This is a genomic window from Roseibium aggregatum, assembly GCF_017309185.1.
In the GTDB taxonomy this organism is placed as follows: domain Bacteria; phylum Pseudomonadota; class Alphaproteobacteria; order Rhizobiales; family Stappiaceae; genus Roseibium; species Roseibium aggregatum_B.
Window position 1 is genome coordinate 2048313 of sequence record NZ_JAEKJZ010000001.1, and the last position, 24837, is coordinate 2073149.

General features: G+C 58.7%; 22 protein-coding genes. 15 read left to right on the forward strand and 7 right to left on the reverse strand.

Annotation, left to right across the window (positions count from 1 at the left end; genetic code table 11):
- Positions 1 to 71 precede the first annotated feature (71 nt).
- Together JF539_RS08865 and JF539_RS08870 are read left to right on the forward strand one after the other, a co-directional pair.
- Positions 72 to 3002: a valine--tRNA ligase gene (locus JF539_RS08865; RefSeq protein ID WP_207139927.1), complete on the forward strand. Its 2931-nt coding sequence runs from the start codon at positions 72 to 74 to the stop codon at positions 3000 to 3002.
- A gap of 111 nt (positions 3003 to 3113) precedes the next feature.
- Positions 3114 to 3662, forward strand: coding sequence for a DUF2155 domain-containing protein (locus tag JF539_RS08870; protein WP_236042446.1), 549 nt, complete (start codon positions 3114 to 3116; stop codon positions 3660 to 3662).
- A 12-nt stretch (positions 3663 to 3674) separates the two neighbouring features.
- Here the strand turns inward: JF539_RS08870 and JF539_RS08875 are convergent, their stop codons facing one another.
- Together JF539_RS08875 and JF539_RS08880 are read right to left on the reverse strand one after the other, a co-directional pair.
- Complete coding sequence (locus JF539_RS08875; protein ID WP_207139929.1) at positions 3675 to 4160, reverse strand: GNAT family N-acetyltransferase; 486 nt, start codon at positions 4158 to 4160, stop codon at positions 3675 to 3677.
- 62 nt (positions 4161 to 4222) lie between these two features.
- Positions 4223 to 4891, reverse strand: coding sequence for an alpha/beta hydrolase (locus JF539_RS08880; RefSeq protein ID WP_207139930.1), 669 nt, complete (start codon positions 4889 to 4891; stop codon positions 4223 to 4225).
- A 296-nt stretch (positions 4892 to 5187) separates the two neighbouring features.
- Here JF539_RS08880 and JF539_RS08885 point away from each other — a divergent pair, with 296 nt between their 5' ends.
- From JF539_RS08885 to tenA, 10 genes are all read left to right on the forward strand, one after another.
- Positions 5188 to 6357: a cysteine desulfurase family protein gene (locus JF539_RS08885; protein WP_207139931.1), complete on the forward strand. Its 1170-nt coding sequence runs from the start codon at positions 5188 to 5190 to the stop codon at positions 6355 to 6357.
- Positions 6358 to 6457: 100 nt separating this feature from the next.
- Entirely contained in the window at positions 6458 to 7930 is a 1473-nt protein-coding gene (sufB, locus tag JF539_RS08890) for a Fe-S cluster assembly protein SufB (RefSeq protein WP_207139932.1), read from the forward strand.
- 18 nt (positions 7931 to 7948) lie between these two features.
- Positions 7949 to 8128: a hypothetical protein gene (locus tag JF539_RS08895; protein WP_207139933.1), complete on the forward strand. Its 180-nt coding sequence runs from the start codon at positions 7949 to 7951 to the stop codon at positions 8126 to 8128.
- A gap of 9 nt (positions 8129 to 8137) precedes the next feature.
- A complete protein-coding gene (locus JF539_RS08900; RefSeq protein WP_207139934.1) occupies positions 8138 to 8485 on the forward strand; it encodes a hypothetical protein in 348 nt (115 codons plus the stop codon).
- A complete protein-coding gene (sufC, locus tag JF539_RS08905) occupies positions 8478 to 9233 on the forward strand; it encodes a Fe-S cluster assembly ATPase SufC (RefSeq protein ID WP_207139935.1) in 756 nt (251 codons plus the stop codon). The genes JF539_RS08900 and sufC overlap by 8 nt, the downstream gene beginning before the upstream one ends.
- 14 nt (positions 9234 to 9247) lie before the next feature.
- The gene (gene sufD, locus JF539_RS08910) at positions 9248 to 10567 is read left to right on the forward strand and encodes a Fe-S cluster assembly protein SufD (protein WP_207139936.1); all 1320 of its coding nucleotides are present in this window, start codon (positions 9248 to 9250) and stop codon (positions 10565 to 10567) included.
- 42 nt (positions 10568 to 10609) lie between these two features.
- Positions 10610 to 11866: a cysteine desulfurase gene (locus tag JF539_RS08915; protein WP_207139937.1), complete on the forward strand. Its 1257-nt coding sequence runs from the start codon at positions 10610 to 10612 to the stop codon at positions 11864 to 11866.
- Positions 11867 to 11880: 14 nt separating this feature from the next.
- On the forward strand, positions 11881 to 12276 hold the full coding sequence (locus JF539_RS08920; RefSeq protein ID WP_207139938.1) for an SUF system Fe-S cluster assembly protein: 396 nt from the start codon (positions 11881 to 11883) through the stop codon (positions 12274 to 12276).
- Positions 12277 to 12344: 68 nt separating this feature from the next.
- Positions 12345 to 12722, forward strand: coding sequence for a Fe-S cluster assembly scaffold SufA (gene sufA / locus JF539_RS08925; RefSeq protein ID WP_207139939.1), 378 nt, complete (start codon positions 12345 to 12347; stop codon positions 12720 to 12722).
- Positions 12723 to 12789: 67 nt separating this feature from the next.
- Positions 12790 to 13452, forward strand: a complete 663-nt coding sequence (gene tenA, locus JF539_RS08930; RefSeq protein ID WP_207139940.1) for a thiaminase II — start codon at positions 12790 to 12792, stop codon at positions 13450 to 13452.
- Positions 13453 to 13514: 62 nt separating this feature from the next.
- Here the strand turns inward: tenA and JF539_RS08935 are convergent, their stop codons facing one another.
- From JF539_RS08935 to parE, 3 genes are all read right to left on the reverse strand, one after another.
- Positions 13515 to 14573 (reverse strand): GGDEF domain-containing protein, encoded by a 1059-nt coding sequence (locus tag JF539_RS08935; RefSeq protein WP_207139941.1) that lies wholly within the window; start codon positions 14571 to 14573, stop codon positions 13515 to 13517.
- A 123-nt stretch (positions 14574 to 14696) separates the two neighbouring features.
- The gene (locus JF539_RS08940; RefSeq protein WP_207139942.1) at positions 14697 to 16139 is read right to left on the reverse strand and encodes a DEAD/DEAH box helicase; all 1443 of its coding nucleotides are present in this window, start codon (positions 16137 to 16139) and stop codon (positions 14697 to 14699) included.
- A 240-nt stretch (positions 16140 to 16379) separates the two neighbouring features.
- Positions 16380 to 18425 (reverse strand): DNA topoisomerase IV subunit B, encoded by a 2046-nt coding sequence (parE, locus tag JF539_RS08945; protein ID WP_207139943.1) that lies wholly within the window; start codon positions 18423 to 18425, stop codon positions 16380 to 16382.
- Between the two features lie 655 nt (positions 18426 to 19080).
- Here parE and JF539_RS08950 point away from each other — a divergent pair.
- Entirely contained in the window at positions 19081 to 19875 is a 795-nt protein-coding gene (locus tag JF539_RS08950; RefSeq protein WP_209017060.1) for a tetratricopeptide repeat protein, read from the forward strand.
- Between the two features lie 522 nt (positions 19876 to 20397).
- Here the strand turns inward: JF539_RS08950 and xth are convergent.
- Positions 20398 to 21180, reverse strand: coding sequence for an exodeoxyribonuclease III (gene xth, locus JF539_RS08955; protein WP_207139945.1), 783 nt, complete (start codon positions 21178 to 21180; stop codon positions 20398 to 20400).
- A 65-nt stretch (positions 21181 to 21245) separates the two neighbouring features.
- A complete protein-coding gene (gene erpA, locus JF539_RS08960) occupies positions 21246 to 21587 on the reverse strand; it encodes an iron-sulfur cluster insertion protein ErpA (protein ID WP_207139946.1) in 342 nt (113 codons plus the stop codon).
- A 150-nt stretch (positions 21588 to 21737) separates the two neighbouring features.
- Between erpA and JF539_RS08965 the strand changes: the two genes are divergently transcribed.
- On the forward strand, positions 21738 to 22955 hold the full coding sequence (locus JF539_RS08965; protein ID WP_207139947.1) for a deoxyguanosinetriphosphate triphosphohydrolase: 1218 nt from the start codon (positions 21738 to 21740) through the stop codon (positions 22953 to 22955).
- 97 nt (positions 22956 to 23052) lie between these two features.
- Positions 23053 to 24822 carry an arginine--tRNA ligase gene (argS, locus tag JF539_RS08970; protein ID WP_207139948.1) on the forward strand — a complete coding sequence of 590 codons (1770 nt, stop codon included), beginning with the start codon at positions 23053 to 23055 and terminating at the stop codon, positions 24820 to 24822.
- The last annotated feature ends 15 nt before the right edge of the window (positions 24823 to 24837 follow it).

Genomic DNA, 24837 nt, shown 5'->3' on the forward strand with positions numbered 1-24837 from the left:
ACTTGCGCGGACGGTTCCGATTTACACGAGGGCTCACGAAAACCGAAATTCTCTCCCTTTGAGTAACCCTGATGCTGGAAAAGACCTACGATGCGGCCAGCGTTGAGCCGCGGATTTACGAAACCTGGGAAAAGGCAGAGGCCTTCAAGGCCGGCGCAGGCGCCGAAGAGGGCGCGCCAGCCTTTTCCATCGTAATTCCGCCGCCGAATGTGACGGGCTCGCTTCACATGGGCCATGCGCTGAACAACACGCTTCAGGATATCCTGATCCGATGGAAGCGCATGCAGGGATATGACGTTCTCTGGCAGCCGGGCACAGATCACGCGGGCATCGCAACCCAGATGGTGGTCGAGCGCGAGCTGATGGAAACCCAGCAGCCCGGCCGCCGGGAGATGGGCCGCGAAGCCTTTGTCGAGCGGGTCTGGGAGCAGAAACGCAAGTCCGAAGGCACGATCCTCGGTCAGTTGAAACGGCTCGGAGCCTCCTGCGACTGGAGCCGGACCGAGTTCACCATGTCGCCCAATCTGTCGGCCGCCGTCCTCAAGGTCTTTGTCGACCTCTACAATGAGGGACTGATCTACAAGTCCAAGCGGCTCGTGAACTGGGACCCGAAATTCGAGACCGCCATTTCCGATCTCGAGGTCGAGAATATCGAGACCGACGGTCACATGTGGCATTTTAAGTATCCGCTGGCCGGCGGGGAGACCTACGAATACGTCGAAAAGGACGAGGAGGGGAATATCACCCTCCGCGAGACCCGCGACTACATCTCCATTGCCACGACACGCCCGGAAACCATGCTTGGCGACGGTGCGGTCGCCGTTCACCCGGACGACGATCGCTACAAGCCCATCGTCGGCAAGCTCTGCGAGATCCCGGTCGGGCCGAAGGAGCACCGCCGCCTGATCCCGATCATCACAGACGACTACCCGGATCCGGAGTTCGGTTCCGGTGCGGTCAAGATCACCGGTGCGCACGATTTCAACGACTATGGCGTTGCCCAGCGCAACAAGATCCCGATGTACCGCCTCATGGATACCAAAGGCGCCATGCGCGCCGATGGTGCGCCTTACAAGGAGGAAGCGGCCAAGGCGCAGGCGATCATTGACGGCGCCGAGATGACGATCAATGAGATCGACCTCATCAACATCGTGCCTGATGAATTGCGCGGGCTCGATCGCTTCGAGGCGCGCAAGCGCGTCATCGAACAGATCACGGCCGAGGGCCTCGCGGTCACGGTTCCCGCCGATCATCCGGACGTGGCCTGGATGAAGGGGCAGGCGCCGGGCTGGAGCCCGCTTGGAAAGGCGGTCGTCCGTCCGCTCGAAGAGGATGCGGAGGGCCCGGACCGGCTGCCTCTGGTGGAATCGAAGAAGATCATGCAGCCCTTCGGCGACCGCTCGAAGGTTGTCATCGAACCGATGCTGACGGACCAGTGGTTCGTCGATGCCAAAACCCTGGCACAGCCGGCGTTGAAAGCGGTTCAGGACGGTTCGACCAAATTCGTTCCCGAAAACTGGGACAAGACCTATTACAACTGGCTGAACGACATTCAGCCCTGGTGTATCTCGCGCCAGCTCTGGTGGGGGCATCAGATCCCGGTCTGGTATGACGAAGACGGCAACGAGTATTGCGCCGAAAGCGAAGAAGAAGCCGTGGCGAAGGCGGGCGGCAAGGCGCTGACCCGGGACGAAGACGTTCTCGACACCTGGTTCTCCTCCGCGCTCTGGCCGTTCTCCACGCTTGGCTGGCCGCACGAAACGCCGGAACTGGAGCGTTACTACAAGACTGATGTCCTGATCACCGGCTTCGACATCATCTTCTTCTGGGTCGCCCGGATGATGATGCAAGGCATTCATTTCATGAACGAAGTGCCGTTCCACACGGTCTATATCAACTCGATCGTGGTCGACAAGAACGGGAAGAAGATGTCGAAGTCTCTCGGCAACGTTCTCGACCCGCTGGAACTGATCGACAGCTACGGCGCGGATGCGACCCGTTTCGCGCTCGCCAGCCAGGAAGTGCAGTCGCGCCGGACGCTGCGTATGTCCGACCAGGCGGCGGAAGGCGGTCAACGCTTTGCGACCAAGCTCTGGAACGCTGCGAGATTCGCCGAAATGAACGGCTGCGCCAGCGTCGAAGGCTTCGACCCCGCGACGGCTCAGCACACGCTGAACCGCTGGATCGCCACGGAAACGGGCCGATGCATCGCCGAAGTCACGGCGGCGCTTGAGGACTACCGCTACAATGATGCCTCCGGCGCAGTCTACCGGTTTACCTGGAACACGTTCTGCGACTGGTTCCTGGAGTTGGCCAAGCCGGTGTTCAACGGCGACGACGAAGCCGCCAAAGCCGAAACCCGAGCGACGGCGGCCTGGGCGATGGACGAGATCCTGAAGGTCCTGCACCCGTTCATGCCGTTCCTGACGGAAGAGCTTTGGGCGCGCCTTGGCGGCGAAGGGGGCAAGTCCGACGGCTTGCTGATGCTGACTGCCTGGCCGGAAGCCGGGGTTTCGGACGAAGCGGCGGCAGACGAAATCAACTGGCTGGTGAACCTGATTTCCGAGATCCGGTCTGTCCGTGCGGAGATGAATGTTCCTGCCGGCGCGAAGGTTTCGATTGTCGTGACAGGCGCCAGTGCGGAAACGTTGGCCCGGTTGAAAGTTCACGAATCTGCGATCCTGCGCCTCGCCCGCGCCGAAACGGTCGAAGTTGCCGACAAGGCACCGGCAGGTTCGGCCCAGATCATTGTCGGGGAGGCGACTGTTTGCCTGCCGTTGGCCGGCGTCATCGACCTGAGTGCTGAAAAGGCCCGCCTGAACAAGGATGCCGGCAAGCTGGAGAGTGAAATCTCCAAGATCGAAAAGAAACTTGCGAACCCGAAATTCCTCGAAAAAGCACCGGAAGACGTCGTTGACGGCGAACGGGAAAAAATCGCGGAAGCCAGTGAAAAGCTCGAGAAGGTTCAAGTCGCCCTGAAGCGACTTGAGGAGATCGGCTAATCCACATAATTCGGCCCGGGCGAGTGGCTTGTCCCAACCGGGCCGTATTTCACTGCTAGCGCGACAACCGATAACTCCCGTATGCTGCAGGAAAGAATCTTTTTGAAGCTGATGGCCGACTTGTCTGAAACCGGAAAAGCTGCACAACGCCTATCGGCGCTACTGGGTCTAGCCTTGACTGTCACGGTCGGTTTGAGCGGCTCTGGTTTCGCGGAAAAGATTGAAAATCCCGTCGCGGTCTTTTCCGGCTTGGACAAGATCACCGGCCGTATCATTTCCTTCGACGTCTACATCGGCGAAACGGTGCAGTTCGGGGCCTTGCAGGTCACGCCCAGGGTCTGCCACACGCGCCCGCAGACGGAATCGCCTTTGACCACCGGCTTCGTTCAAGTGGATGAAATCACTCTCAACAACGAGGTGCGTCGGATTTTTTCCGGGTGGATGTATGCCGCCAGCCCCGGCCTGCACGCGGTTGAGCATCCGGTCTACGATATCTGGCTGACCGACTGCAAACTGGCGTCGAAGGTGCCGCCGCCGGACGATTATGACGGCCCGCCGATCAAGGGCGTCGTAGCGGACGGTGAGGATCCGTTGGCCGGACCCGACGACGGTGTGGAGTCAGGCCCCGGCGTCCCTCGGCCCAAACCGTTTCAAGGCTGAAATCGCGGAAGTTTATCGGCTCAGCTTCCGGGCGGGATATCCGGGCGCACGCAGTTCGTACCCGACTTTTGTGTTCGAAAAGCCCAACCTCTCGTAAAACCGGTGCGCTTTCTCGTTGGCAGCGCCGGACTGCAACATGACCTTGAAGCAGCCGTGGGAGAAGGCGCGCTCAATCGCGTTGTCCAGTAGCACCCGCCCGATGCCCTTTCCGCGCCAGTCGCTGTGCGTCACCACGTTTTCGATGATCGCAAACGATGCGCACCCACGGGTTAAATTTGGAACGATCACGAGCAGGCACGTGGCCACGGGTTTCTGATCCTTCAAGGCAAGCAGGATGGTCAGGCCGGGATGTGCGAGCATCTGCTTGAAGGTCTGGAGTTGTCTGCCTTCATCAGACAAAACGTCATTTTCTATAAGTTGGCGATTAAGGTCCAGCAGTCCGGAAAAATCATGCACGGTCGCCGGTCGAATGACCAGTTCTTGATCTGTGTCAGTCATAAATGACAGGTCGCTTTGACAAAGAAAAAGCCCGCCGAAATGGCGGGCTCCAGGATCGGAAATCAGTCGATGTCGACGTAGTCGGCGGGTGTCAGGCCGAGGCGGCCGTCGACATAGTCTCCGCAGCGCTCGATCAGCAGGTCCATGTCGTTTTCGAAGAAGTGGTTCGCGCCCGGAACGGTCTCGTGGTCGATGACAATTCCCTTTTGCGTCTTCAGCTTGTCGACCAGCGTCTGAACGTCCTTTTGCGGAACGACCTTGTCATTGTCGCCATGGATGATCAGGCCTGAAGACGGGCAGGGGGCGAGGAAGGAAAAGTCGTGCAGGTTGGCGGGCGGCGCGACGGAAATGAACCCCTCGACTTCCGGCCGGCGCATGAGAAGCTGCATCCCGATCCAGGCGCCGAAGGAAAAGCCCGCGATCCAGCAGGCGCGTGCGTCCGGGTGAACGGTCTGAACCCAGTCGAGTGCGGCCGCGGCATCGGAAAGTTCGCCCTGTCCATGATCGAACGAGCCTTGAGAGCGTCCGACGCCACGAAAGTTGAATCGCAAAACCGCGAACCCCCGGCGGGCGAACATGTAATACATCTGATAAACAATCTGGTTGTTCATCGTGCCGCCAAATTGAGGGTGCAGATGCAGAACGAGGGCGATGGGGGCATTCCGCTTTTTGGCGGGATGGAACCGGCCCTCGAGCCGGCCGGCGGGACCGTTGAAGATCACCTCAGGCATGAAGCGCTATGTCCTTGTTATTTTGTCGCGCCACTCTTTGAACGCGGCAAATCGGGGTCTGGATACGTGATTTCCCGTAAGTCTAAACTTGACTCTTAGTCTCCAAGTTTCTAGAACCCTGTTTAGAATTATTCGAAAGTTCGCATCGCCGCCCAAAGGCAAACAACACGCTGTTCGACCGGTTGGGGGGTGTTATCGTCATCGCGGCGAAAAATTTCAAGTTTTTCGAACATGTGCTTGGCAATTCTGCGGATATTCGAACCAAACTCAGTCTCGAATCCGGCTAATGGGGTGCAATGGCACGTCGCTTCGACCCGATTTATCTCGATCATAACGCAGGGGCACCCCTTCGCCCCCGCGCCCGGGATGTGATGATCGAGGTTTTGAACGACCCCGGAAACGCGTCATCCGTTCACGCGCACGGACGCAGGGCACGTGGCCGGATCGAGGCGGCAAGGGAACAGGTCGCCCGGCTTTGTGATGTGAAGGCCAGGGCGGTGACGTTCGTTTCCGGTGGAACCGAAGCCAACATGACCGCGCTTACGCCTGCGTGGCAGGACCGGGGTGCTCCGGTTTATCTCGACAAATTGGTCATGAGTGCGGTCGAGCATCCATCGGTGCTTTCCGGAGGGCGTTTCGCCACCGCCGACCAGATCTCGATCGGGGTCGATTCGCAAGGCAGGGTTCGTCTTGACGAACTTGAACTTGCCGTTAAAGATGCCGAACAGAGTCTTGTTTCCATTATGGTGGCCAACAACGAAACGGGCGTTGTTCAGCCGCTCCGGGAAATCGGGACCATCGTCAAGACCTATGGTCATTTCCTTCATTTGGACGCGGTTCAGGCAGCAGCGCGCATGCCAATCGATATGGACGCCTGGCAGGCCGACGTCCTTACCTTGTCTGCTCACAAGTTCGGCGGTCCCCAAGGGGCTGGCGCAGTGGTCGTCGGGTCTACCGCGCGGGTGCCTTCGGCATTGATGACCGGCGGTGGCCAGGAAAACTGGCGTCGGGCCGGTACGGAAAACGTGGCTGCGATTGCCGGATTCGGTGCTGCCGCGGAAGAGGCCCTTGAAGAGGCGGTGGACACGCGCCATTTCGCTGACATGCAAACGAGGCTTGAATCGGGGATCAAGGCCGTGTGTCCGGGAACCGTAGTTTTCGGCGAGGCCTCCGGCCGCCTAGCGAACACGACCTGTTTCGCGGTTCCCGGAATACCGGCGGAAACCGCGTTGATCGCTTTCGATCTGGAAGGGATCTCGGTGTCGTCCGGCTCCGCGTGTTCCTCGGGCAAGGTGTCGGTCTCTCATGTCTTGACCGCGATGGGGGTCGGCGAAGAGCTTGCACGCTGTGCCCTGCGTGTCAGCACGGGATGGAAGACGACGGAAGCCGAAATCGACCGGTTTCTGTCGGTCTGGCCGAAGATCGTGGAACGGCTCAACCCGGATGCCCGCCACCGGGCGGCGTAGGGATAGTCCGCTGAATGGCGGCAAGGAAAGCTCTCGCAGGCAATGCCTGCGATGAATGAAAAGAAACGCGGACACGGCGTCCGTTATATGGAGGTGCACAATGCCTGCGGTACAGGAAACCATCGATCGGGTGAAAGCCATCGATGTCGACCAGTATAAATACGGCTTCGTAACGGATATCGAGTCTGAAAAGGGCGCGAAAGGCCTTTCTGAGGAAACGATCCGCTTTCTGTCCGCCAAGAAGAACGAACCGGAATGGATGACGGAATGGCGTCTCGACGCCTTGCGCCGCTTCCAGCAGATGGAAGAGCCGAGCTGGGCACGCGTTTCCTATCCCAAGATCGACTTCGACGACCTCTACTACTGGGCGGCTCCGAAATCCGTCGAAGGTCCGAAGAGCCTGGACGAGGTTGATCCGGAACTGCTGGCAACCTACGAGAAACTGGGCATCCCGTTGGCCGAGCAGGAAATCCTGGCCGGCGTCGAGCCGAAGAACCGCGTCGCGGTCGACGCCGTGTTCGACAGTGTCTCGGTCGTCACCACGTTCAAGGAAGAGCTGAAAAAGGCAGGCGTTATTTTCTGCTCGATTTCCGAGGCCGTGCGTGAGTACCCGGATCTGGTGAAAAAGTACCTCGGTTCCGTGGTGCCGGTCACCGACAACTACTATGCGACATTGAACTCGGCTGTCTTCTCAGACGGGTCCTTCGTCTATGTGCCCGAGGGCGTGCGTTGTCCGATGGAACTGTCGACCTACTTCCGGATCAACGAACAGAACACCGGACAGTTCGAGCGCACGCTGATCATCGCCGACAAGGGCGCCTATGTGTCCTATCTGGAAGGCTGTACGGCGCCGCAGCGTGACGAGAACCAGCTTCACGCGGCTGTCGTTGAACTGGTTGCGCTGGATGACGCGGAGATCAAGTACTCCACCGTCCAGAACTGGTTCCCGGGCGACAAGAACGGCAAGGGCGGTATCTACAATTTCGTCACCAAGCGCGGCGACTGCCGGGGCAGGAACTCCAAGATCTCCTGGACCCAGGTGGAAACCGGCTCGGCGATCACCTGGAAATATCCGTCCTGCATCCTGCGCGGCGAGAATTCACGCGGCGAGTTCTATTCTATCGCCGTGTCGAACGGCTATCAGCAGATCGACAGCGGCACCAAGATGATCCACCTGGGCAAGAACACCTCCAGCCGGGTCATCTCCAAGGGGATTTCGGCCGGCAAGTCGGAAAACACCTATCGCGGGCTGATTTCCGCCCATAGGAAAGCCTCCAACGCGCGAAACTTCACCCAGTGCGACTCGCTGCTGATCGGTCAGGACTGTGGCGCGCACACGGTGCCGTACATCGAAAGCAAGAACGCATCGGCCCAGTTCGAACACGAGGCGACGACCTCGAAGATCTCCGACGATCAGATGTTCTACTGCCAGCAGCGCGGCATGTCCGAGGAAGAGGCCGTGGCGTTGATCGTCAACGGGTTCGTCAAGGACGTGATCCAGCAGTTGCCGATGGAATTCGCCGTCGAGGCGCAGAAGCTGATTTCGATCAGCCTGGAAGGTTCGGTGGGTTAAAAGAGGAAGCCGAAGAGCATGCAGATTTCAGCAAAGCCGGCACTTGCTTTGGTCCTTGGGCCTGATGTGCTGTTTGCTTTTGCGATGCTCTTCCGGCTGCTGATCAGGCCGTATCCGAAATACTGGCCAGATGAATCGAATCTGAGATCAGCCTCTTTTGGTGGCTGGTTCGGTAAGGCGGGTATGGAGATTGGATAGCCAATGGCAATGGCTGACAAGACAGACTGCCTTGAACTAGGCATAGCGCAGGCTCAGGCCGCCGCGGCACAGAGACGCCTATCCGAAAAGGACGGGCTGAAAGAACAACATCGATTTGTCCGTCACGAAATGACGGAGCGCGTGCTCTTTCTGCTGGCGATCCTGCTCCTTTTGGTGACGGCCATCCTGACGACGGTCGACATCGCATTCGGCTTGTTGGGGCTTGCAGTTGTTGCCGTGTTTGCAATGAAAATCTGGCGAACAGCCGCAGTTCGCGAAAAAAGACTTCAGGATCTCCGCCGGATGGCGGAGCAGAAACAGACGACGAAAAACGCTACGGAAATCAAAGATGCTTGAGATCAAAAATCTGCACGCCCGCATCGCGGAAGACGAAACCGAAATCCTGCGCGGCATCGACCTGAAGGTGAATGCCGGAGAAGTCCATGCCATCATGGGCCCGAACGGATCGGGCAAGTCGACCCTGTCCTACATTCTGGCCGGCAAGGACGACTATGAGGTCACGGAAGGCGAAATCCTCTTCAACGGCGAGAATTTGCTGGACATGGAGCCGGATGAGCGCGCCGCTGCTGGCCTGTTCCTGGCGTTCCAGTATCCGCTCGAAATTCCGGGTGTCGCCACCATGGAATTTTTGAAGACGGCAATGAACGCGCAGCGCAAGGCGCGCGGCGAGGAAGCGCTGTCCATTCCGGAGTTCATGAAGCGGGTCAAGGAGCAGGCGGCTGATCTGAACGTCTCCATGGACATGCTCAAGCGTCCGCTCAATGTCGGCTTTTCCGGCGGCGAGAAGAAGCGCTCGGAGATCCTGCAGATGTCGCTTCTTGAGCCGAAACTCTGTGTTCTCGACGAAACCGATTCCGGCCTCGACATCGACGCCCTGCGGATCGTCTCTGAAGGCGTCAACAAGCTGCGCTCTCCCGAGCGCGCCATGATCGTGATCACCCACTACCAGCGCTTGCTCGATCACATCGTTCCGGACGTCGTGCATGTCCTGTCCAAGGGCCGGATCGTGAAGACCGGTGGCAAGGAACTGGCGCTTGAGCTCGAAAAGAACGGTTACGCCGATTATATCGACGCGGCGGCTTGAGGGAGCGAAGCGACATGAACGCAAATGCACCCATCCAGAAGACCCAGGCCGAAAGCGATCTGTTGTCCCGGTTCGAAACGACCAGGGCTGAGTTGCCCGGTTCGGTGACCGTGACGGCTCTGCGCGAAGCCGCGCTCGGCCAGATCCGTGACCGCGGCCTGCCGCACCGCCGGGTCGAAGAGTACAAGTACTCGGACCTGCGGGCCTTCATGAAGTCGGCCGCGCCGCTGGCTGCGGCGACGGACCTGGCTGCAACGAAGGCCGTTGTGGAGAGCGCCGAGACATTCGGCGATCTCGACCGCTACCGAGTGGTCGTCGCCAACGGTGTGTTCCAGCCGGAGCTGTCCGACGTCGACCAGCTTCTCGCCGAAGGTGTGTCGGTGTTCAGCTTCGCCGATACGCTGGATGACGCGGATGCAAGCCAGATGCTCAAGACACCGAAAACCGGTCCAGAGGACGGCGTCGTCGCTCTCAACACGGCATTTGTCAGGGGCGGCGTGGTGATTGCCGTCAAGAGCGGCGTGGAAGTGTCAAAGCCCATTGAACTTGTGCAGGTCGCGACAAGCGCCGGCGCGCAGGCGGTCCGCAACGCGGTGACCCTCGGCGAAGGGGCAAAACTCCACCTGCTTGAGACCTTTGTCGGCGACACGGGAGCGGGCGAGCTCAACACGGTCTTCGACTACAACGTCAGCGACAAGGCCTCCCTTGCGGCGACACGCCTGATGACCGGTAAGACCGAAGCCGCGCGCCTGTTCACCAGCATTGCGACCCTTGGCGCGGAAGCCGAGTTCAAGTCACTCGGTTTCATCGCAGGTCCGCGCTTCACGCGCAATCAGCAGTTTGTCAATTTTGCCGGCGAAAACTCAGAGGCGAACATCTATGGCGTCTCGATGGCCGGCGGCGAGGACCTTGCGGACCAGACGCTGATCGTCGATCACGCGGTTCCGCATTGCAACAGCCGCGAGTTCTTCAAGACCGTTCTCGACGGGCGCGCCAAGGGCGTCTATCAGGGGCGTATCAATGTCGCGCCCCATGCGCAGAAGACCGATGGCGAGATGATGACCCAGGCTCTGCTCCTGTCCGAGGACGCCGAGATGGCCAACAAGCCGGAGCTGGAGATTTTCGCCGACGACGTCATCTGTGCCCATGGCGCGACCAGCGGTCAGATTGACGAGGATCTGCTCTTCTACCTGCGCGCCCGGGGCATTCCGGAAGACGAGGCGAAAACGCTTCTCGTACTGGCGTTTCTCTCGGAAGCAATTGAAGAGTACGATGAAGAGGACGTGACAGAAGGCTTGGAAACGCGCGTTCGAGACTGGCTCGCCAGTCACTAAGCAGGCGCGCAAAACCGGCACGGGAAACGGGAGCAGCACCGCATGACGGTCGCAACAGCACAAGAGACAATTCAAGCACCGGGCTACGACGTCGAAGCCGTTCGCAAGGATTTTCCGATCCTGTCGCGTGAGGTCTACGGAAAACCGCTCGTCTATCTGGACAATGGCGCTTCCGCCCAGAAGCCGGCGGCCGTCATTGACGCGATCGCCAAGGCATATTCGGAAGAATACGCCAATGTGCACCGGGGCCTGCATTTCCTCTCCAACACGGCGACCGACAATTACGAGGCCGCACGCGAGAAGGTGCGCCGATTTCTCAATGCCGGTTCGCCGGAGGAGATCGTTTTCACGAAATCCACCACCGAGGCGATCAATCTGGTCTCTTACGGTCTGGGCCCCGACTATTTCAGCGACGGCGGCGAGATCGTCCTGTCGATCATGGAGCACCACTCCAACATCGTTCCCTGGCATTTTCACCGGGAACGTCATGGAGCGAAGCTTACCTGGCTCTATGTACGAGAAGACGGCTCGTTCGACCTGGATGCCTTCGCCGACGCACTCTCGGACAAGACCAGGCTCGTTGCCATCACCCACATGTCTAACGTCCTGGGGACGGTCGTGCCGGTCAAGGAGGTTTGCCGGATCGCTCATGAGCGCGGTATTCCGGTGCTTGTCGACGGCAGCCAGGCGGCGGTGCACCTGCCGGTGGACGTTCAGGACATCGATTGCGATTACTATGTCTTCACAGGTCACAAGGTCTACGGTCCCACCGGCATCGGAGTGCTTTGGGCCAAGCCCGAGCGGCTGAAGGCCTTGCGTCCGTTTAACGGTGGCGGCGAGATGATCCTCGACGTGACCGAGGACATGGTCACCTACAATGATCCGCCGCACCGCTTCGAAGCGGGAACGCCCCCCATCGTTCAGGCAATCGGACTGGGGGCAGCGCTCGATTACATGGATGCGCTCGGTCGCGAGAACATTGCCCGTCACGAGGCCGATCTGAAGGACTACGCCCACAGGCGATTGAAAGAAATCAACGCTCTTCGTATCTTCGGTGAAGCACCGGGAAAGGGAGCCATCGTTTCTTTTGAGATAAAGGGGGCACATGCGCATGATGTCGCGACGATCATCGACCGGTCAGGGGTTGCGGTGAGGGCTGGTACCCATTGCGCCCAACCCCTCTTGGCAAAATACGGTGTGACCTCTACATGTCGGGCGAGCTTCGGCCTTTATAATACGCGCGCGGAAGTCGACGCGCTTTATGAGGCCCTGTTGCGGGCACAGAGCTTTTTCGGGTAAGGACGGATCCCAGCATGGAAAATGCGACCACGATCGACACCAACGCGGCCGGCGAAGAGCTTCAGACAGAAGTCTCCACCGTGAGCGCTATTCCGATGGAAGAACTCGACCGGCTGACGACCGACATCATCGGTGCGTTGAAGTCCGTGTATGACCCGGAAATTCCCTGCGATATCTACGAGTTGGGCCTGATCTACAAGGTCGATATCGAGGATGACAGGTCGATCAACATCGACATGACCCTGACCGCCCCCGGCTGCCCGGTCGCCGGCGAAATGCCGGGCTGGGTGGAAAACGCGGTATCCTCGGTTCCCGGTGTCGGGCCGGTCAATGTGGACATGGTTTTCGATCCGCCCTGGACGCCGGACCGGATGTCGGATGAAGCGAAGGTTGCCCTGAACTGGTATTAGGACCATATTTCTTTTAGCCCGTGAAACCATTCAATCGGGTCTGAAGGTACGGATCGAAAGAGGAAAACATGGCTGCCGCCGGCAAATTCCAGGTAATGTCCCTTACAGACGCAGCAGCAGACCGTGTCAGGGACCTTGTCGAAAATTCCGACAAGGAAGCCGTCGGCTTGCGCATCGGCATCAAGAAGGGCGGCTGCGCTGGCATGGAATACACCATGGAACTGGTTGAGGACACTCAGCCGGGCGACGATGTGATTGAAGACAAGGGGGCAAGGCTTTTTGTCGATCCGTCGGCGGTTCTTTTTCTGCTTGGCACCGAAATGGATTTCGAGGTGACCAAGTTCCGGTCCGGTTTCGTATTCAAGAACCCGAATGAAGTGTCCGCCTGCGGCTGCGGAGAATCCGTCACTCTCCAGGCCGCGGATCTGAGCGCCCTGGCGCGTTAGAATACGGTCCGATAACAATCAGGCGGAGCCAACTATCGTCTGACACATTGTCTTTCCTGAGGTTTTTATGAGTTTGTTCGACCGGCTCAAAGCCGACGCACGCCCGCAGTGGGCCGATTACACCAGGCATGCGTTCGTCAGGCAGCTTGGCGACGGATCTCTGCCGCTAGAAAGTTTCAGGCATTATCTCGTTCAGGACTACCTTTTCCTGATCCAGTTCGCTCGGGCGTATGCCCTTGCCGTCTACAAGAGCCAGACGACGCAGGACATGCGCCGCTCGCTCGAAGGGGTGAAGGCAATCCTCGATGTGGAGCTGGAGCTGCACATCGAGATCTGCGGCACCTGGGGCATGTCCCGGGCCGAAATCGAGAACGCGCATGAGGATACGCCGACCATGGCCTATACCCGTTTCGTTCTGGACGCAGGCATGTCGGGCGATCTTCTCGACCTGCAGACAGCCCTGGCCCCCTGCGTTCTGGGATACGCCGAAATAGGGTCTTGGCTACAGGCGGAGGGGGCCGGTGGTCCCGACAATCCCTATCGGCGCTGGATCGCCGAGTACTCCGGCGATGCCTATCAGCAACTCGCGCGTGACTTTGAAAGCTGGTTCAACGAAACAGCGGACCAATCCCTGACCGAGCACAGGTATCCGCGCGTGTTCTCGCTGTTCGAAAAGGCATGCAGGCTGGAAAGCGACTTCTGGCAGATGGGGTTCAGAGCGGGAAACTGACCCCGGCAGCCTTGCAAACAGAAATGAGACGGCCTGGCTGTTATCCCAATTGACGGACGGCGTCAGGCGACCTTCTCTTCCTCGGTATCGTCGATGTCCTGCTCGGTCCTGACCAGGTTGCGGCCGTCGCCCTTTGCCGCGTAAAGCGCCTTGTCGGCGCGCGCAACGATGGAGTGGGCTGTGTCCATGTCCCGATACGTGGCGATTCCGACGGAAATCGTGACCCGTCCGAGGTTTTCTCCTGTCGAGCGTTTCACAAGCTCCTTCGACATGACCGCCAGCCGGATACGCTCACCGATTTCGGCGGCATCCTTCGTGGAAACATTCGGCAGCAGGATCGCAAATTCCTCGCCGCCGTAACGGCAGGCAATGTCCTCGGACTTGACGTTTTGCTTCACGGCAAGGGCAACAAGCCGCAATACCTGGTCGCCGGTCTGGTGACCGTAGGTATCGTTGAAAGCCTTGAAATGATCGATATCGGTCAGAACCAGAGCGAAGCCTCGTCCGCTTTCGTGGAACTGGTCAACCAGGCGTTCAATGGAGTTTTCAAAATGTTTTCTGTTATTGAGCGTGGTCAGCTCGTCCGTAAGCGACTCGTAGCGGATCGCCTCAAGAGACGATTGAAGGGTTTCGATCTGCTTCTTCGATTCCAGAAGCTGGCTTTCCAGCTTGCGGTTCGAGGTTACCGCTTTTTGTGTCGACTTCACCAGATGGGTCACATAAGTCTGTAGCTTGCTCGCATCGGTGACGGTCTTGATCTTGGCGCTCGCCTTTTCCAGCGCCTGTCCGTAGTCGGAGGTGGCGTCCGCGCTCAACTGCAACGAATCGACCAGTTCCTCGACTTCTTTGGAAACTTTGGACCCCACCTCGTCCAGGCGGTCTCCCAAACGGGTCGGCGACAGGAACCTACCGTAAAGGGTAAGCATCTCGTCGGTGCTGACGCGTCCGTTTGTCTTCAGTGTTTCGTTGATGGCGCGGTTGAGACCCTGATTGTAACCAGCCGAATACGTGTACCAGAGTTCATAAGAACGTGGGTAAGCTGGCAACGTGTTCTTCTTGATATAGCTGATAGCGGATTCACCATATTTGATGGTCCGCTTATGGTCGTCTTCTTCCGCCATAAACACTCTCTCGATGGAGTATCGCGAATCCGCCCCACACGGTTGCGAGTCCTAGTGTTGAAACTCGGATGGAAAATTTAAGGACACGTTAAGTCTAAGGCTGATTATTAGTAAAACTAGCGATTAAGACGCCTTTTTTGGGCGCGGCTCACGTAGGAGAAAGGCGGGGATATGCACGCCAGGCGCGAATGCCGGTTCCAGTTTGTCGGTTTTTGACTTTCGACCAGCTGGTTTTTGCGGCATTTTCGCCACCGTCGACGGGATTGCGTCGTCGGAAATCTCTTCAAGGCTCTCAACCGGTTCTGGTTTGGCCTTGCCCCCACGCCGGCGTCCGGAGGATTTGGCGGTGTCGGTTTCGTTGTCGTTGCTGGAACTGCCTGCCTTGGAAGAGCGCCCGGACTTCCGTCGTGCCTTGCGTTCTCTCGCAGCCTCTTCGAAATCGATTTCCTCACCCAGCCAGTCGATCGTCTTGTTGATCAGCACCTGGATCGCTTCCAGGTACTTCTGATCTTCAGGCGTGACCAGGGTATAGGCGATTCCCGACCGACCCGCGCGGCCGGTTCGGCCGATCCTGTGAACGTAGTCTTCCGCATTGATCGGAACGTCGTAGTTGAAGACGTGACTGACTTCGGGAATGTCGAGGCCCCGAGCCGCGACGTCACTGGCAACCAGAAGCTTGATATTGCCCTTCCGGAAGTTGTCGAGCATCATCATGCGGGTGCGCTGATCCATATCCCCATGCAATGTCCCGACATTGTATTCATGTCGTTCCAGGGAGCGGAACAGGGTGGACACGTCCCTCTTGCGGTTACAGAAGACGATGGCGTTCTTCAGGTCTTCGGCGCCTTCCAGCAACTCGCGAAGCGCCGCCCGCTTTTCGTAATCCTTTGACGGAGAGGCCTTCAGGAACTGAGCCACATTGTCGGCGGTAGATGATGTCGGGGCGACCTCGATGCGGGCCGGGTTTTGCAGAAACGTTTCCGTCAGGCGCTGGATTTCCGGTGGCATCGTCGCAGAGAAGAAAAGCGTCTGTCTCGTGAACGGGATGAGTTTGCAGATCCGTTCGATATCGGGAATGAAACCCATGTCCAGCATGCGGTCCGCCTCATCGATGACGAGAATTTCGACGCCTTGAAGCAGCAGTTTTCCGCGTTCGAAATGATCGAGCAGACGGCCCGGCGTCGCGATGAGCACATCGGTGCCGCGGTCGAGTTTCTTGTCCTGTTCGGAAAAGGACACGCCGCCGATCAGAAGCGCGACATTGAGCTTGTGATTGGTTCCGTATTTTTCGAAGTTTTCTTCGACCTGCGCCGCCAGTTCGCGCGTCGGTTCCAGGATCAGCGTGCGCGGCATACGGGCGCGGGCGCGTCCTTTCTCCAGAAGCGTAAGCATAGGCAAAGTAAAACTTGCGGTCTTGCCGGTTCCCGTCTGCGCAATTCCGAGAACGTCCCGGCGTTCCAGCACCTGGGGAATTGCGCCGGACTGAATTGCCGTAGGTTCTTTATAACCTGCTGCCTCAACTGCAGCGAGGACCTTCTCGCTAAGACCGAGAGTATCAAATGCCATGTAGCGGTTTGCCCGGATGTTGTGATTGTCCATGAAGGCACCTTGAGATGGACCGGTGCCAAACTGCGCACACCCTACATTTATAAATTCGGGTGTCAATGCGCGGGTGAGGTAGAATGCGAGGAAATTCGAGTATTTGCGGCTAATTTTGCCGACGAAGTTAATATGGAAACTTATCCGCGCCGTGGTAACGAAAACTGTTTGCGCAACTTAATTTAGAAACAGCCGGAGCTTCTCTGTTTAGATATCAAGGTCTTCGGCGAATTCTGCGTTATCCTGAATGAACCGGAAGCGGGCCTCGGGTTTGTTCCCCATGAGCCGTTCGACTGTGTCGTTCGTGTCCGCGATGGCGGTTTCCTCCACATCGACTTTGAGAAGAGACCGCTTCGATGGATCCATGGTCGTCTCCTTGAGCTGTGCCGGCAGCATCTCGCCAAGGCCCTTGAAGCGGCCGATCTCAACCTTTGACTTGCCTTTGAAGGCGGTGGCAAGAAGTTCGTCCTTGTGCAAATCGTCGCGGGCGTAGAGGGTTTTGCCGCCTTGACTGAGCCGGTACAGCGGCGGAACGGCGAGATAGAGATGCCCTTCGCGGATCAGGTCCGGCATTTCGCGATAGAAAAACGTGATCAGCAGCGAAGCGATGTGCGCGCCGTCGACATCCGCATCGGTCATGATCACGACCTTTTCGTAGCGCAGGTCGCTGTCACGGTAGTTCGACCGCGTGCCGCAGCCGAGCGCCTGGATGAGGTCGGCCAGTTGCTGGTTGGCCACAAGCTTGTCCCGGCCCGCATTGGCAACGTTCAGGATCTTGCCGCGCAAGGGCAGCACCGCCTGGTTGGACCGGTTGCGGGCCTGCTTGGCGGACCCGCCCGCGGAATCGCCCTCGACGATAAAAAGCTCGGTGCCGTCGGCCTGGTTGGCGGAGCAATCGGCAAGCTTTCCCGGAAGCCGCAGTTTGCGGACCGCGGTTTTTCGCGCGACGTCCTTTTCCTGCCGGCGGCGCAAACGTTCCTCTGCGCGGTCGATGACCCATTCCAGAAGCTTGTTGGCCTGGTTGGGGGAGGCGGTCAGCCAGTGATCGAATGCGTCCCGAACCGCCGCCTCGGTGATCCGCGTCGCCTCGTTGGTCGCGAGTTTGTCCTTGGTCTGGCCGACGAACTCCGGTTCGCGGATGAATACAGACAGCATGCCGCCGGCCGATGTCATCACATCGTCTCCGGTGATGATGGCTGCTTTCTTGTTGCTTGTCAGTTCGCCATAGGCCTTCAGGCCGCGCAACAACGCATAGCGGAATCCAGCCTCGTGGGTTCCGCCCTCAGGTGTGGGAACGGTGTTGCAGTAGGAGTTCACGAAGCCGTCGCCGGCAAACCAGTTCACCGCCCATTCGACGGAGCCGTGCTTGCCGGTGTGATCGGTTCTGCCGGCGAAGATCTCGTCGACGACGCGCCGTTCCTTGGTCAGGCGTTCCGCTAGAAAGTCCTTCAATCCTCCGGGAAAATGAAAGACGGCTTCCTCGGGTGTCTCGTCCTTGTCGCTCAGAAGATCGGGCGCGCAATGCCAGCGGATTTCGACGCCGCCGAACAGATAGGCCTTCGAACGCGCCATTTTGAGGAGCCTGGCAGGCTTGAACCTGGCGTCTTTGCCGAAAATTTGCGCGTCCGGCTTGAAGCGGACCAGGGTGCCGCGCCGGTTGTGCGTGTCGCCGACAAGTTCCAGCCCACCCTGCGGATGACCGCGCCGGAATATCTGCCGGTAGAGCTTGCGGCTTCTGGCGACCTCGACGACGAGTTCCTCGGAAAGCGCATTGACGACCGAGATCCCGACGCCGTGCAGGCCCCCGGATGTTTCGTAAACCTTGCTGTCGAACTTTCCGCCCGCGTGCAAGGTCGTCATGATGATTTCAAGCGCGGACTTGTCCTTGAATTTCGGATGGGGGTCGACAGGTATGCCGCGGCCGTTGTCGGTGATCGTCAGATAGCCGTCCTCGGTCAGGGTGACGTCGATCCAGGTGGCATGTCCTGCGACAGCCTCGTCCATGGAATTGTCGATCACTTCGGCGAACAGGTGATGCAGAGCCTTTTCATCGGTGCCGCCGATGTACATGCCGGGTCGACGGCGCACGGGTTCGAGGCCTTCGAGAACCTCGATGTCGGCGGCCGAGTAGTCTTCGGGCGCGGGCGCTGTTGCCACGGAACGCGGCTTTTTGGTCACCGGCGCCGGAACGTCTTCCGTGACCGGCTTGGAAACCGCCGCGTTGCCTGCAAACAAATCGTCTTTAGCGCTCATTCCGTATCGCCTGAGAGGGTTGGAGTACATGGTCCGGAGCTTCAAAACCGGTACCTATACCGAATCGACTTCGATTTTGAAGGACAAATGTAGAACGAGAAAGGTTTTTAACCATAAGCCCCCGTTTTCAACAGAACGGAGGGGTTACGGCCCCGCTGGAAAGATATCGTCAACCCCGGCATGTTGGAATGCCGTTCAAGCGGGATGGGGACATCAAAATTGTGCTAAATCGGCAACACCGGCAAAGAGAGTCTTTCAGGAAACCGGCGAATAAGGCTGCTGCCCATGTTCGGCCATGTTTGACCGTCACCCGTTGCGCTAGATTAGTTGCGTTCACCTGCCGCAGCCGCTCCGGCGGCGTGGGAAGGAATTCGGCGACCGATTACGAAAATGGTCTCTTTTGGGCCAAGAATGGCCCAACTTAGGCCGAATTGATTGGCCACCTTAGGCTGCTCGAGAACAACAAGCCGAACTGAGACAACTCAGGGGCAGAAGAGTTCAGACAATGCGCTTGGCGCGGACAAAAAATAAGGCCGGAAAGATCGTCCGGCAACCCGACAGGTTTCGGCCGGCGTTTTATAGTGTGACGGGGATGAAGAAAAACAGTTCGCAATATCAACGCCTTACTTTTGCCAGGCAGATGCTTGGCGCGTTGATGCTTGTCGGTTTGACGGGCAGTGTTCAAGCCTTTGACGGTCAGCCGGCCTCAAGCAACCCGATTGATGCGCTGGAACTGACGCCGACCGAAGCTTTGAGAACCGGAGCGCGGCAGTATTATTCCGGCGACAAGGCGGCGGCGCTGACATCGCTGCGCTATGCTGCGGAAAACGGGCAGCCGATGGCCGCCTGGAAACTCGGAGAGATGTACGCCAGCGGCGACGGCGTTCAGGAAGACGACCTCAAGGCGTTTGAATACTACAGCCAGATCGTGCGCGAGCACGGTGACGACCGTCCGGATGCCCCCGATGCGCCTTTCGTGTCCAGCGCGTTTGTCGCGCTCGGGACCTATTACCTGAATGGCATCGAGGGGACCGTTCCGAAGAACGAGTCTCGGGCCAGGCAGATTTTCACCCACGCGGCGTCCTACTTCGGCGATGCGGAGGCGCAGTTCGAACTGGGGCGCATGTATCAGGACAGCAACAGCCGGATGGCGGTTCGCTGGTACAACCTCGCGGCGCTCAAAGGTCACATTGGCGCGCAGGCCCGTCTCGGTGAAACGCTCTATTCCCTCGGAAATTCCGACAAGAAGAAAGCACGCGGGCTGATGTGGATGACCGTGGCGCGGGAGCAGGCCGCCGGGTCCGGGGCCACCTGGATCAACGACATGCACGAGCAGTATTTTGCCGTGTCCACGGAGACCGTCCGGCAGTTGGCCCGCTCGCTTGCGGATGGCTGGCTGCAGCAAAACCGCCCGGACATGATGACGGCGCAGCAGCTTCCTTCTCAATAAACCCGAAGGCACGTCCGTAGCGTTTGCTCCGGTTGCCGGGTCCGCACCTGCGGTCCAGACGTAGAGGGACTGTTCCAGGCGCTTTCCCATTTGTAGACCAACCGTATTGAAGGGCCCGCATTCGAAAGCGGGCAGGGGGACTTGCTGAATGTCCATGAGGTGTTGTTCAGCACCATGGAGCAGGTCGCCATACGCATTCCATCTGGACTTTTCAGGCAAACGGTCTCGCCAAGCCCGTAGTTCTTGCCCTCGTATCGGCACGTACAGGAAGGCGTCGGCGCCTCGGCCGCAGGAATTGTGTGAGATGGCAATGCGGTCAGGACGAAAATCGCGGAAACACAGATACGAAAAGCTCCGCGCCCGGCGCCTCTGATTGCCACCGGCAGAATGTGTCCGCGCAATGAGCGGGCGGACCTGTTTTGGCCTTTGCTTACCCCATAGCACCGCAAAGACTACCACGGGGAGTGCGAACCGCAAGTCGCGCCTTTCCGGGTGGAGTGAGCGTTTGGGTTGGCCGGCCGTTCAGGCGGCGAGCTTTACCCAGACCGGAACGTGGTCGGACGGTTTTTCCCAGCCTCGCACGTGCTTGTCGATGCCGCAGCCGTCCAGAAGGTCGGTGGCCTGCGGCGACAGCAGAATATGGTCGATCCGAATGCCGTTGTTTTTCTGCCAGGCTCCGGCCTGATAGTCCCAGAAGGTGAAGGTTTCTTCCGCTTCCGTACAACTCCGCACGGCCTCCGTGAGGCCGAGATGCGTGAGCGCACGGAACCGCTGACGGCTTTCGGGCTGGAACAATGCGTCGTCACCCCAGTTCTGCGGGTTCTTCGCGTCAATCGGATCGGGGATGACATTGTAGTCGCCCAGAAGCAGGAACGGAATTTCCTCTTTCAACCGGGCCTCAGCGTGGGCAATCAGCCTGTCCATCCAGTCCAGCTTGTAAGGAAATTTTTCTGTCCCGAGCGGATTGCCGTTCGGCAGATAGAGACAGCCGAACCGGATTGCCCCGGCGCTGGTCGAGACACCGGCCTCGATGTAACGGGCCTGTTCGTCATCGTCATTGCCTGGAAGACCCCTTCTTACATCTTCGAGCGGGGTTTTGGACAAGAGTGCGACACCATTGAACCCCTTTTGCCCATGGGTCGCGACATTGTAGCCAAGGTCCTCGAAGGGCTGGAGCGGAAAATTCTCGTCTACCGATTTTATTTCCTGAAAGCAGGCGATGTCGGGGGAGGTTTCTTTCAGCCAGTCCAGAACCGTGTCGAGCCGGGCCTTGACGCCGTTGATGTTCCAGGTCGCGATTTTCATGAAGCGGTTGCCTCTCGTTAAAACAGGTGCCGGGGCAACCGGCGGATGGAGCGCGGCAGGGCGCTTCAGACCGTGAAGCTGGTGCCGCAACCGCAGCCGGCAACCGCATTGGGATTGTTGATCTGGAAGGATTGCCCGATCAGATCGTCGACGAAATCGATCTCCGACCCCGCCATGAATTGCAGGGAAACGGAATCGATCAGCACGGTCGCGCCGGTCTTCTCGATGACAAGATCGTCGTCGTCCCGATTGTCGACCACGTCGTATTTGTACTGCAGACCGGAGCAGCCGCCGCCTTCGACGCTCACGCGCAACATGCTGCCCGAGGCTTCCTTGGACAATATTGCCGCGATGCGCTTGGCAGCGCGGTCGCTGACTGTTACTCGATTTTCAAGTGTTTCGGTCATACTTCGCCGACTCGCTGTGCTCATGCTGCTGCCAAGGCTGTCAAAACGCCTTCTTCTGATAGGTAAGTTTTGCGGAAGAGCGCGTCAATGTCGACCGATCGGTTATAATCAAACAAGACATGGGGATATTCGGTGAGTGGCACCACGCAAATGAGACCGAACATCGGGTTTGGAGCGCAATCGCTGGCGATTTACGCGGAAAACCCCGCGAAAAGCCGGGGAAGGCTTTTTCCGGAGCCTGAAAGTCCGACCAGAACGCCGTTTCAGCGCGACCGCGACCGCATCATCCATTCTTCGGCATTTCGGCGGCTGAAGCACAAAACCCAGGTTTTCGTCTATCACGAAGGCGATCATTTCCGGACGCGGTTGACGCATACGATCGAAGTTTCCCAGATAGCCCGCGCGCTCGCGCGCGCATTGAGGCTCGACGAGGATCTCGCCGAATGTCTCGCGCTCGCCCATGACCTCGGTCACACGCCCTTCGGCCACGAGGGCGAGGATGTCATGCATGAATGCATGGCCCCCTTCGAGGGCTTCGATCACAATGCGCAGTCGCTAAGGGTCGTGACCCTTCTCGAGCATCGTTATGCGGAGTTCGACGGTCTCAACTTGTCCTGGGAAACGCTCGAAGGCCTCGTCAAGCACAACGGCCCGTTGATCGGTCCGGACGGCGCGCCTTTGGGAAAGTTCAGGGGAGGCCAGTTGCCTTTCGCAATTCGCGACTATGCCGGAAGACAGGACCTGCTGCTTGACACCTGGCCGGGCGCGGAAGCCCAGGCGGCGGCAATCGCGGATGACATCGCCTATGACGCACACGATCTGGATGATGGTCTGAGAGCGGGCCTGTTCGCCATTGAGGACATGAAAGAGGTTCCCTTTCTGGCCGATATCCTCGGTGAGGTCGATACCAAGTACCCGGGTCTTGAGGAGGGGCGCCGCATTCATGAAATCGTGCGCAGATCGATCACGCGAATGGTCGAGGATGTCATCCGGGAAGGGGTGAGCAATCTGGCTGAGGTCAACCCGCAAAGCGTCTTGGAGATCCGGGAGGCGGGACGGTGCCTCGTCGGCTTCTCCAGCGAAATGACGGTCGCGGAAAAGGAAGTGAAACGGTTTCTGTTCGCCAGGGTCTACCGCCATGCGGATGTTCTGGCCGTCCGCCGACTGGTCGCCCGTGTCGTGCGGGACCTCTTCTCCAGGTTCCTCTCTGAGCCGGATCTGATGCCGGACCCCTGGAACAAGGGTTTGGCGGGGCTGAACGAGACGGAAACGGCGAGACGGGTCTGCGATTATATCGCTGGCATGACCGACAGATATGCGATTGAGGAACATCGCAGATTGTTTGACGACACACCCGATTTGGGGTAGGCGCAAGGACGACTTGACAACCCCGTGGCGCCGAAGGCTTTCCCTTCGCAGCGCACGGGGAGTTTGTATTTGAAACAAGAAAGCCGGCCGGAGTAGCATGAATATCTTTGCGGACTTCACGCAACGCGTTAAATCAGCTCTGCAAGAACTTGATCTTAAGGATACAAGTGGCGAACCTATCGATCTATCCCGGGTCGTTGTCGAAGCACCGAGGGATCCGGCGCACGGCGATTTTGCCACCAATGCCGCCATGGTTCTGGCAAAACCCCTGGGAACGAAACCGCGGGAGCTCGCCGAGCGGCTTGTCGCAAAGCTCGATGAAAATCCCGATATCACGGAACTGTCGGTCGCGGGCCCGGGCTTCATCAACATGCGGGTCGCGCCCATTGTCTGGCAGCGCGTTCTCGGCAGCGTTCTGCAGCTCGGCGATGGCTTCGGTGCCATTGAGCAATCTCCGGCGCCGAAGGTGAATGTTGAATATGTTTCCGCCAATCCGACCGGCCCGATGCATGTCGGACACATTCGCGGAGCCGTTGTCGGCGACGCGCTGGCGAACCTTCTGACATTCGCCGGCTGCGAGGTTACCAAGGAATACTATATCAACGATGCGGGCTCGCAGATCGACACGCTCGCCCGCAGCGCCTTTTTGCGCTACCGCGAGGCACGCGGAGAGACCATTGGCGAGATTCCGGCGGGTCTTTATCCCGGCGATTACCTGAAACCGGTCGGGGAAATGCTCGACCGGGAGTTTGGTGGCTCGCTGCTTGAGAAGGCCGAAGAGGAATGGCTGCCAATCGTCAAGGAAAGAGCGATTGCCGCCATGATGGACCTGATCAGAGAGGATCTGGCCGCTCTCGGCGTCTCCCATGAGGTTTTCTATTCTGAACGGTCGCTGCACGCGCGTGGCGGGTCCAATGGGTCCAAGATCGACAGGATGCTCGACGGTCTCCGGGACAAGGGGCTTGTGTACGAAGGCACCCTGCCTCCGCCGAAGGGGCAGGTGCCCGACGACTGGGAAGACCGCGAACAGACCTTGTTCCGCGCCAGCGATTTCGGCGACGACACGGATCGGGCCTTGAAGAAGTCGGACGGCTCCTACACCTATTTCGCCGCAGATGTCGCCTATTTCCAGGACAAGTTCGAGCGCGGGTTCCAGGAAACGATCTATGTTCTCGGCGCGGATCACGGCGGCTATGCGAAGCGTTTGCAGGCTGTCGGCAAGGCAGTCTCCGGAGGAAAGACCGAAGTTGTCGTGCGGTTTTGCCAGCTGGTGAAGCTGATGCGTGACGGTGAACCCGTGAAAATGTCCAAACGGTCGGGCGATTTCATTACATTGCGCGAAGTCGTCGACGAGGTGGGTTCCGACGCCGTCCGTTTCATGATGCTTTACCGCAAGAACGACGCACCCCTTGATTTCGACTTCAAGAAGGTCACCGAGCAGTCGAAGGACAATCCGGTCTTTTACGTTCAGTACGGCCATGCCCGCTGCCGGTCGGTCTTGCGTCAGGCCGCGGAAGAACTTCCGGGAATCGGGTTCGACGATCGTCAGCTTGCCCAGGCCGACTTCACGCTGCTGAGCGATTCCGGCGAACTGGAGCTGATCGCGAAGATGGCGGAATGGCCGAAATTGCTGGATGCCGCGGCGGAAACCCACGAGCCGCACCGAATCGCATTTTATCTGCATGAGTTGGCAAGTTCTTTGCATGCTCATTGGAATCGAGGCAAGGAATCGCCGCATTTACGATTTATTGACCCTGGTAACGAGAAATTAACGCTGGCGCGTCTTGCATTGGTTCGTGCAGTATCTCTGGTGCTCGCTTCAGGTCTTTCGATTCTGGGCGTCAATGCTCCCGAAGAAATGCGCTAGGTGATAAAAGAAGGC

What these genes read in the sequence shown, in the direction of transcription:
- JF539_RS08885 (WP_207139931.1), top strand. Translation starts at nt 5,188, where the DNA reads ATGGCACGTCGCTTCGACCCGATTTATCTCGATCATAACGCAGGGGCA.
- JF539_RS08940 (WP_207139942.1), bottom strand. Translation starts at nt 16,139, where the DNA reads ATGGCATTTGATACTCTCGGTCTTAGCGAGAAGGTCCTCGCTGCAGTT.
- xth (WP_207139945.1), bottom strand. Translation starts at nt 21,180, where the DNA reads ATGAAAATCGCGACCTGGAACATCAACGGCGTCAAGGCCCGGCTCGAC.
- JF539_RS08965 (WP_207139947.1), top strand. Translation starts at nt 21,738, where the DNA reads ATGAGACCGAACATCGGGTTTGGAGCGCAATCGCTGGCGATTTACGCG.
- argS (WP_207139948.1), top strand. Translation starts at nt 23,053, where the DNA reads ATGAATATCTTTGCGGACTTCACGCAACGCGTTAAATCAGCTCTGCAA.
- parE (WP_207139943.1), bottom strand. Translation starts at nt 18,425, where the DNA reads ATGAGCGCTAAAGACGATTTGTTTGCAGGCAACGCGGCGGTTTCCAAG.
- JF539_RS08880 (WP_207139930.1), bottom strand. Translation starts at nt 4,891, where the DNA reads ATGCCTGAGGTGATCTTCAACGGTCCCGCCGGCCGGCTCGAGGGCCGG.
- JF539_RS08935 (WP_207139941.1), bottom strand. Translation starts at nt 14,573, where the DNA reads ATGGCGGAAGAAGACGACCATAAGCGGACCATCAAATATGGTGAATCC.
- erpA (WP_207139946.1), bottom strand. Translation starts at nt 21,587, where the DNA reads ATGACCGAAACACTTGAAAATCGAGTAACAGTCAGCGACCGCGCTGCC.
- sufD (WP_207139936.1), top strand. Translation starts at nt 9,248, where the DNA reads ATGAACGCAAATGCACCCATCCAGAAGACCCAGGCCGAAAGCGATCTG.
- JF539_RS08865 (WP_207139927.1), top strand. Translation starts at nt 72, where the DNA reads ATGCTGGAAAAGACCTACGATGCGGCCAGCGTTGAGCCGCGGATTTAC.
- JF539_RS08920 (WP_207139938.1), top strand. Translation starts at nt 11,881, where the DNA reads ATGGAAAATGCGACCACGATCGACACCAACGCGGCCGGCGAAGAGCTT.
- JF539_RS08915 (WP_207139937.1), top strand. Translation starts at nt 10,610, where the DNA reads ATGACGGTCGCAACAGCACAAGAGACAATTCAAGCACCGGGCTACGAC.
- JF539_RS08950 (WP_209017060.1), top strand. Translation starts at nt 19,081, where the DNA reads ATGCTTGTCGGTTTGACGGGCAGTGTTCAAGCCTTTGACGGTCAGCCG.
- tenA (WP_207139940.1), top strand. Translation starts at nt 12,790, where the DNA reads ATGAGTTTGTTCGACCGGCTCAAAGCCGACGCACGCCCGCAGTGGGCC.
- sufB (WP_207139932.1), top strand. Translation starts at nt 6,458, where the DNA reads ATGCCTGCGGTACAGGAAACCATCGATCGGGTGAAAGCCATCGATGTC.
- JF539_RS08895 (WP_207139933.1), top strand. Translation starts at nt 7,949, where the DNA reads ATGCAGATTTCAGCAAAGCCGGCACTTGCTTTGGTCCTTGGGCCTGAT.
- JF539_RS08870 (WP_236042446.1), top strand. Translation starts at nt 3,114, where the DNA reads ATGGCCGACTTGTCTGAAACCGGAAAAGCTGCACAACGCCTATCGGCG.
- JF539_RS08900 (WP_207139934.1), top strand. Translation starts at nt 8,138, where the DNA reads ATGGCTGACAAGACAGACTGCCTTGAACTAGGCATAGCGCAGGCTCAG.
- sufA (WP_207139939.1), top strand. Translation starts at nt 12,345, where the DNA reads ATGGCTGCCGCCGGCAAATTCCAGGTAATGTCCCTTACAGACGCAGCA.
- JF539_RS08875 (WP_207139929.1), bottom strand. Translation starts at nt 4,160, where the DNA reads ATGACTGACACAGATCAAGAACTGGTCATTCGACCGGCGACCGTGCAT.
- sufC (WP_207139935.1), top strand. Translation starts at nt 8,478, where the DNA reads ATGCTTGAGATCAAAAATCTGCACGCCCGCATCGCGGAAGACGAAACC.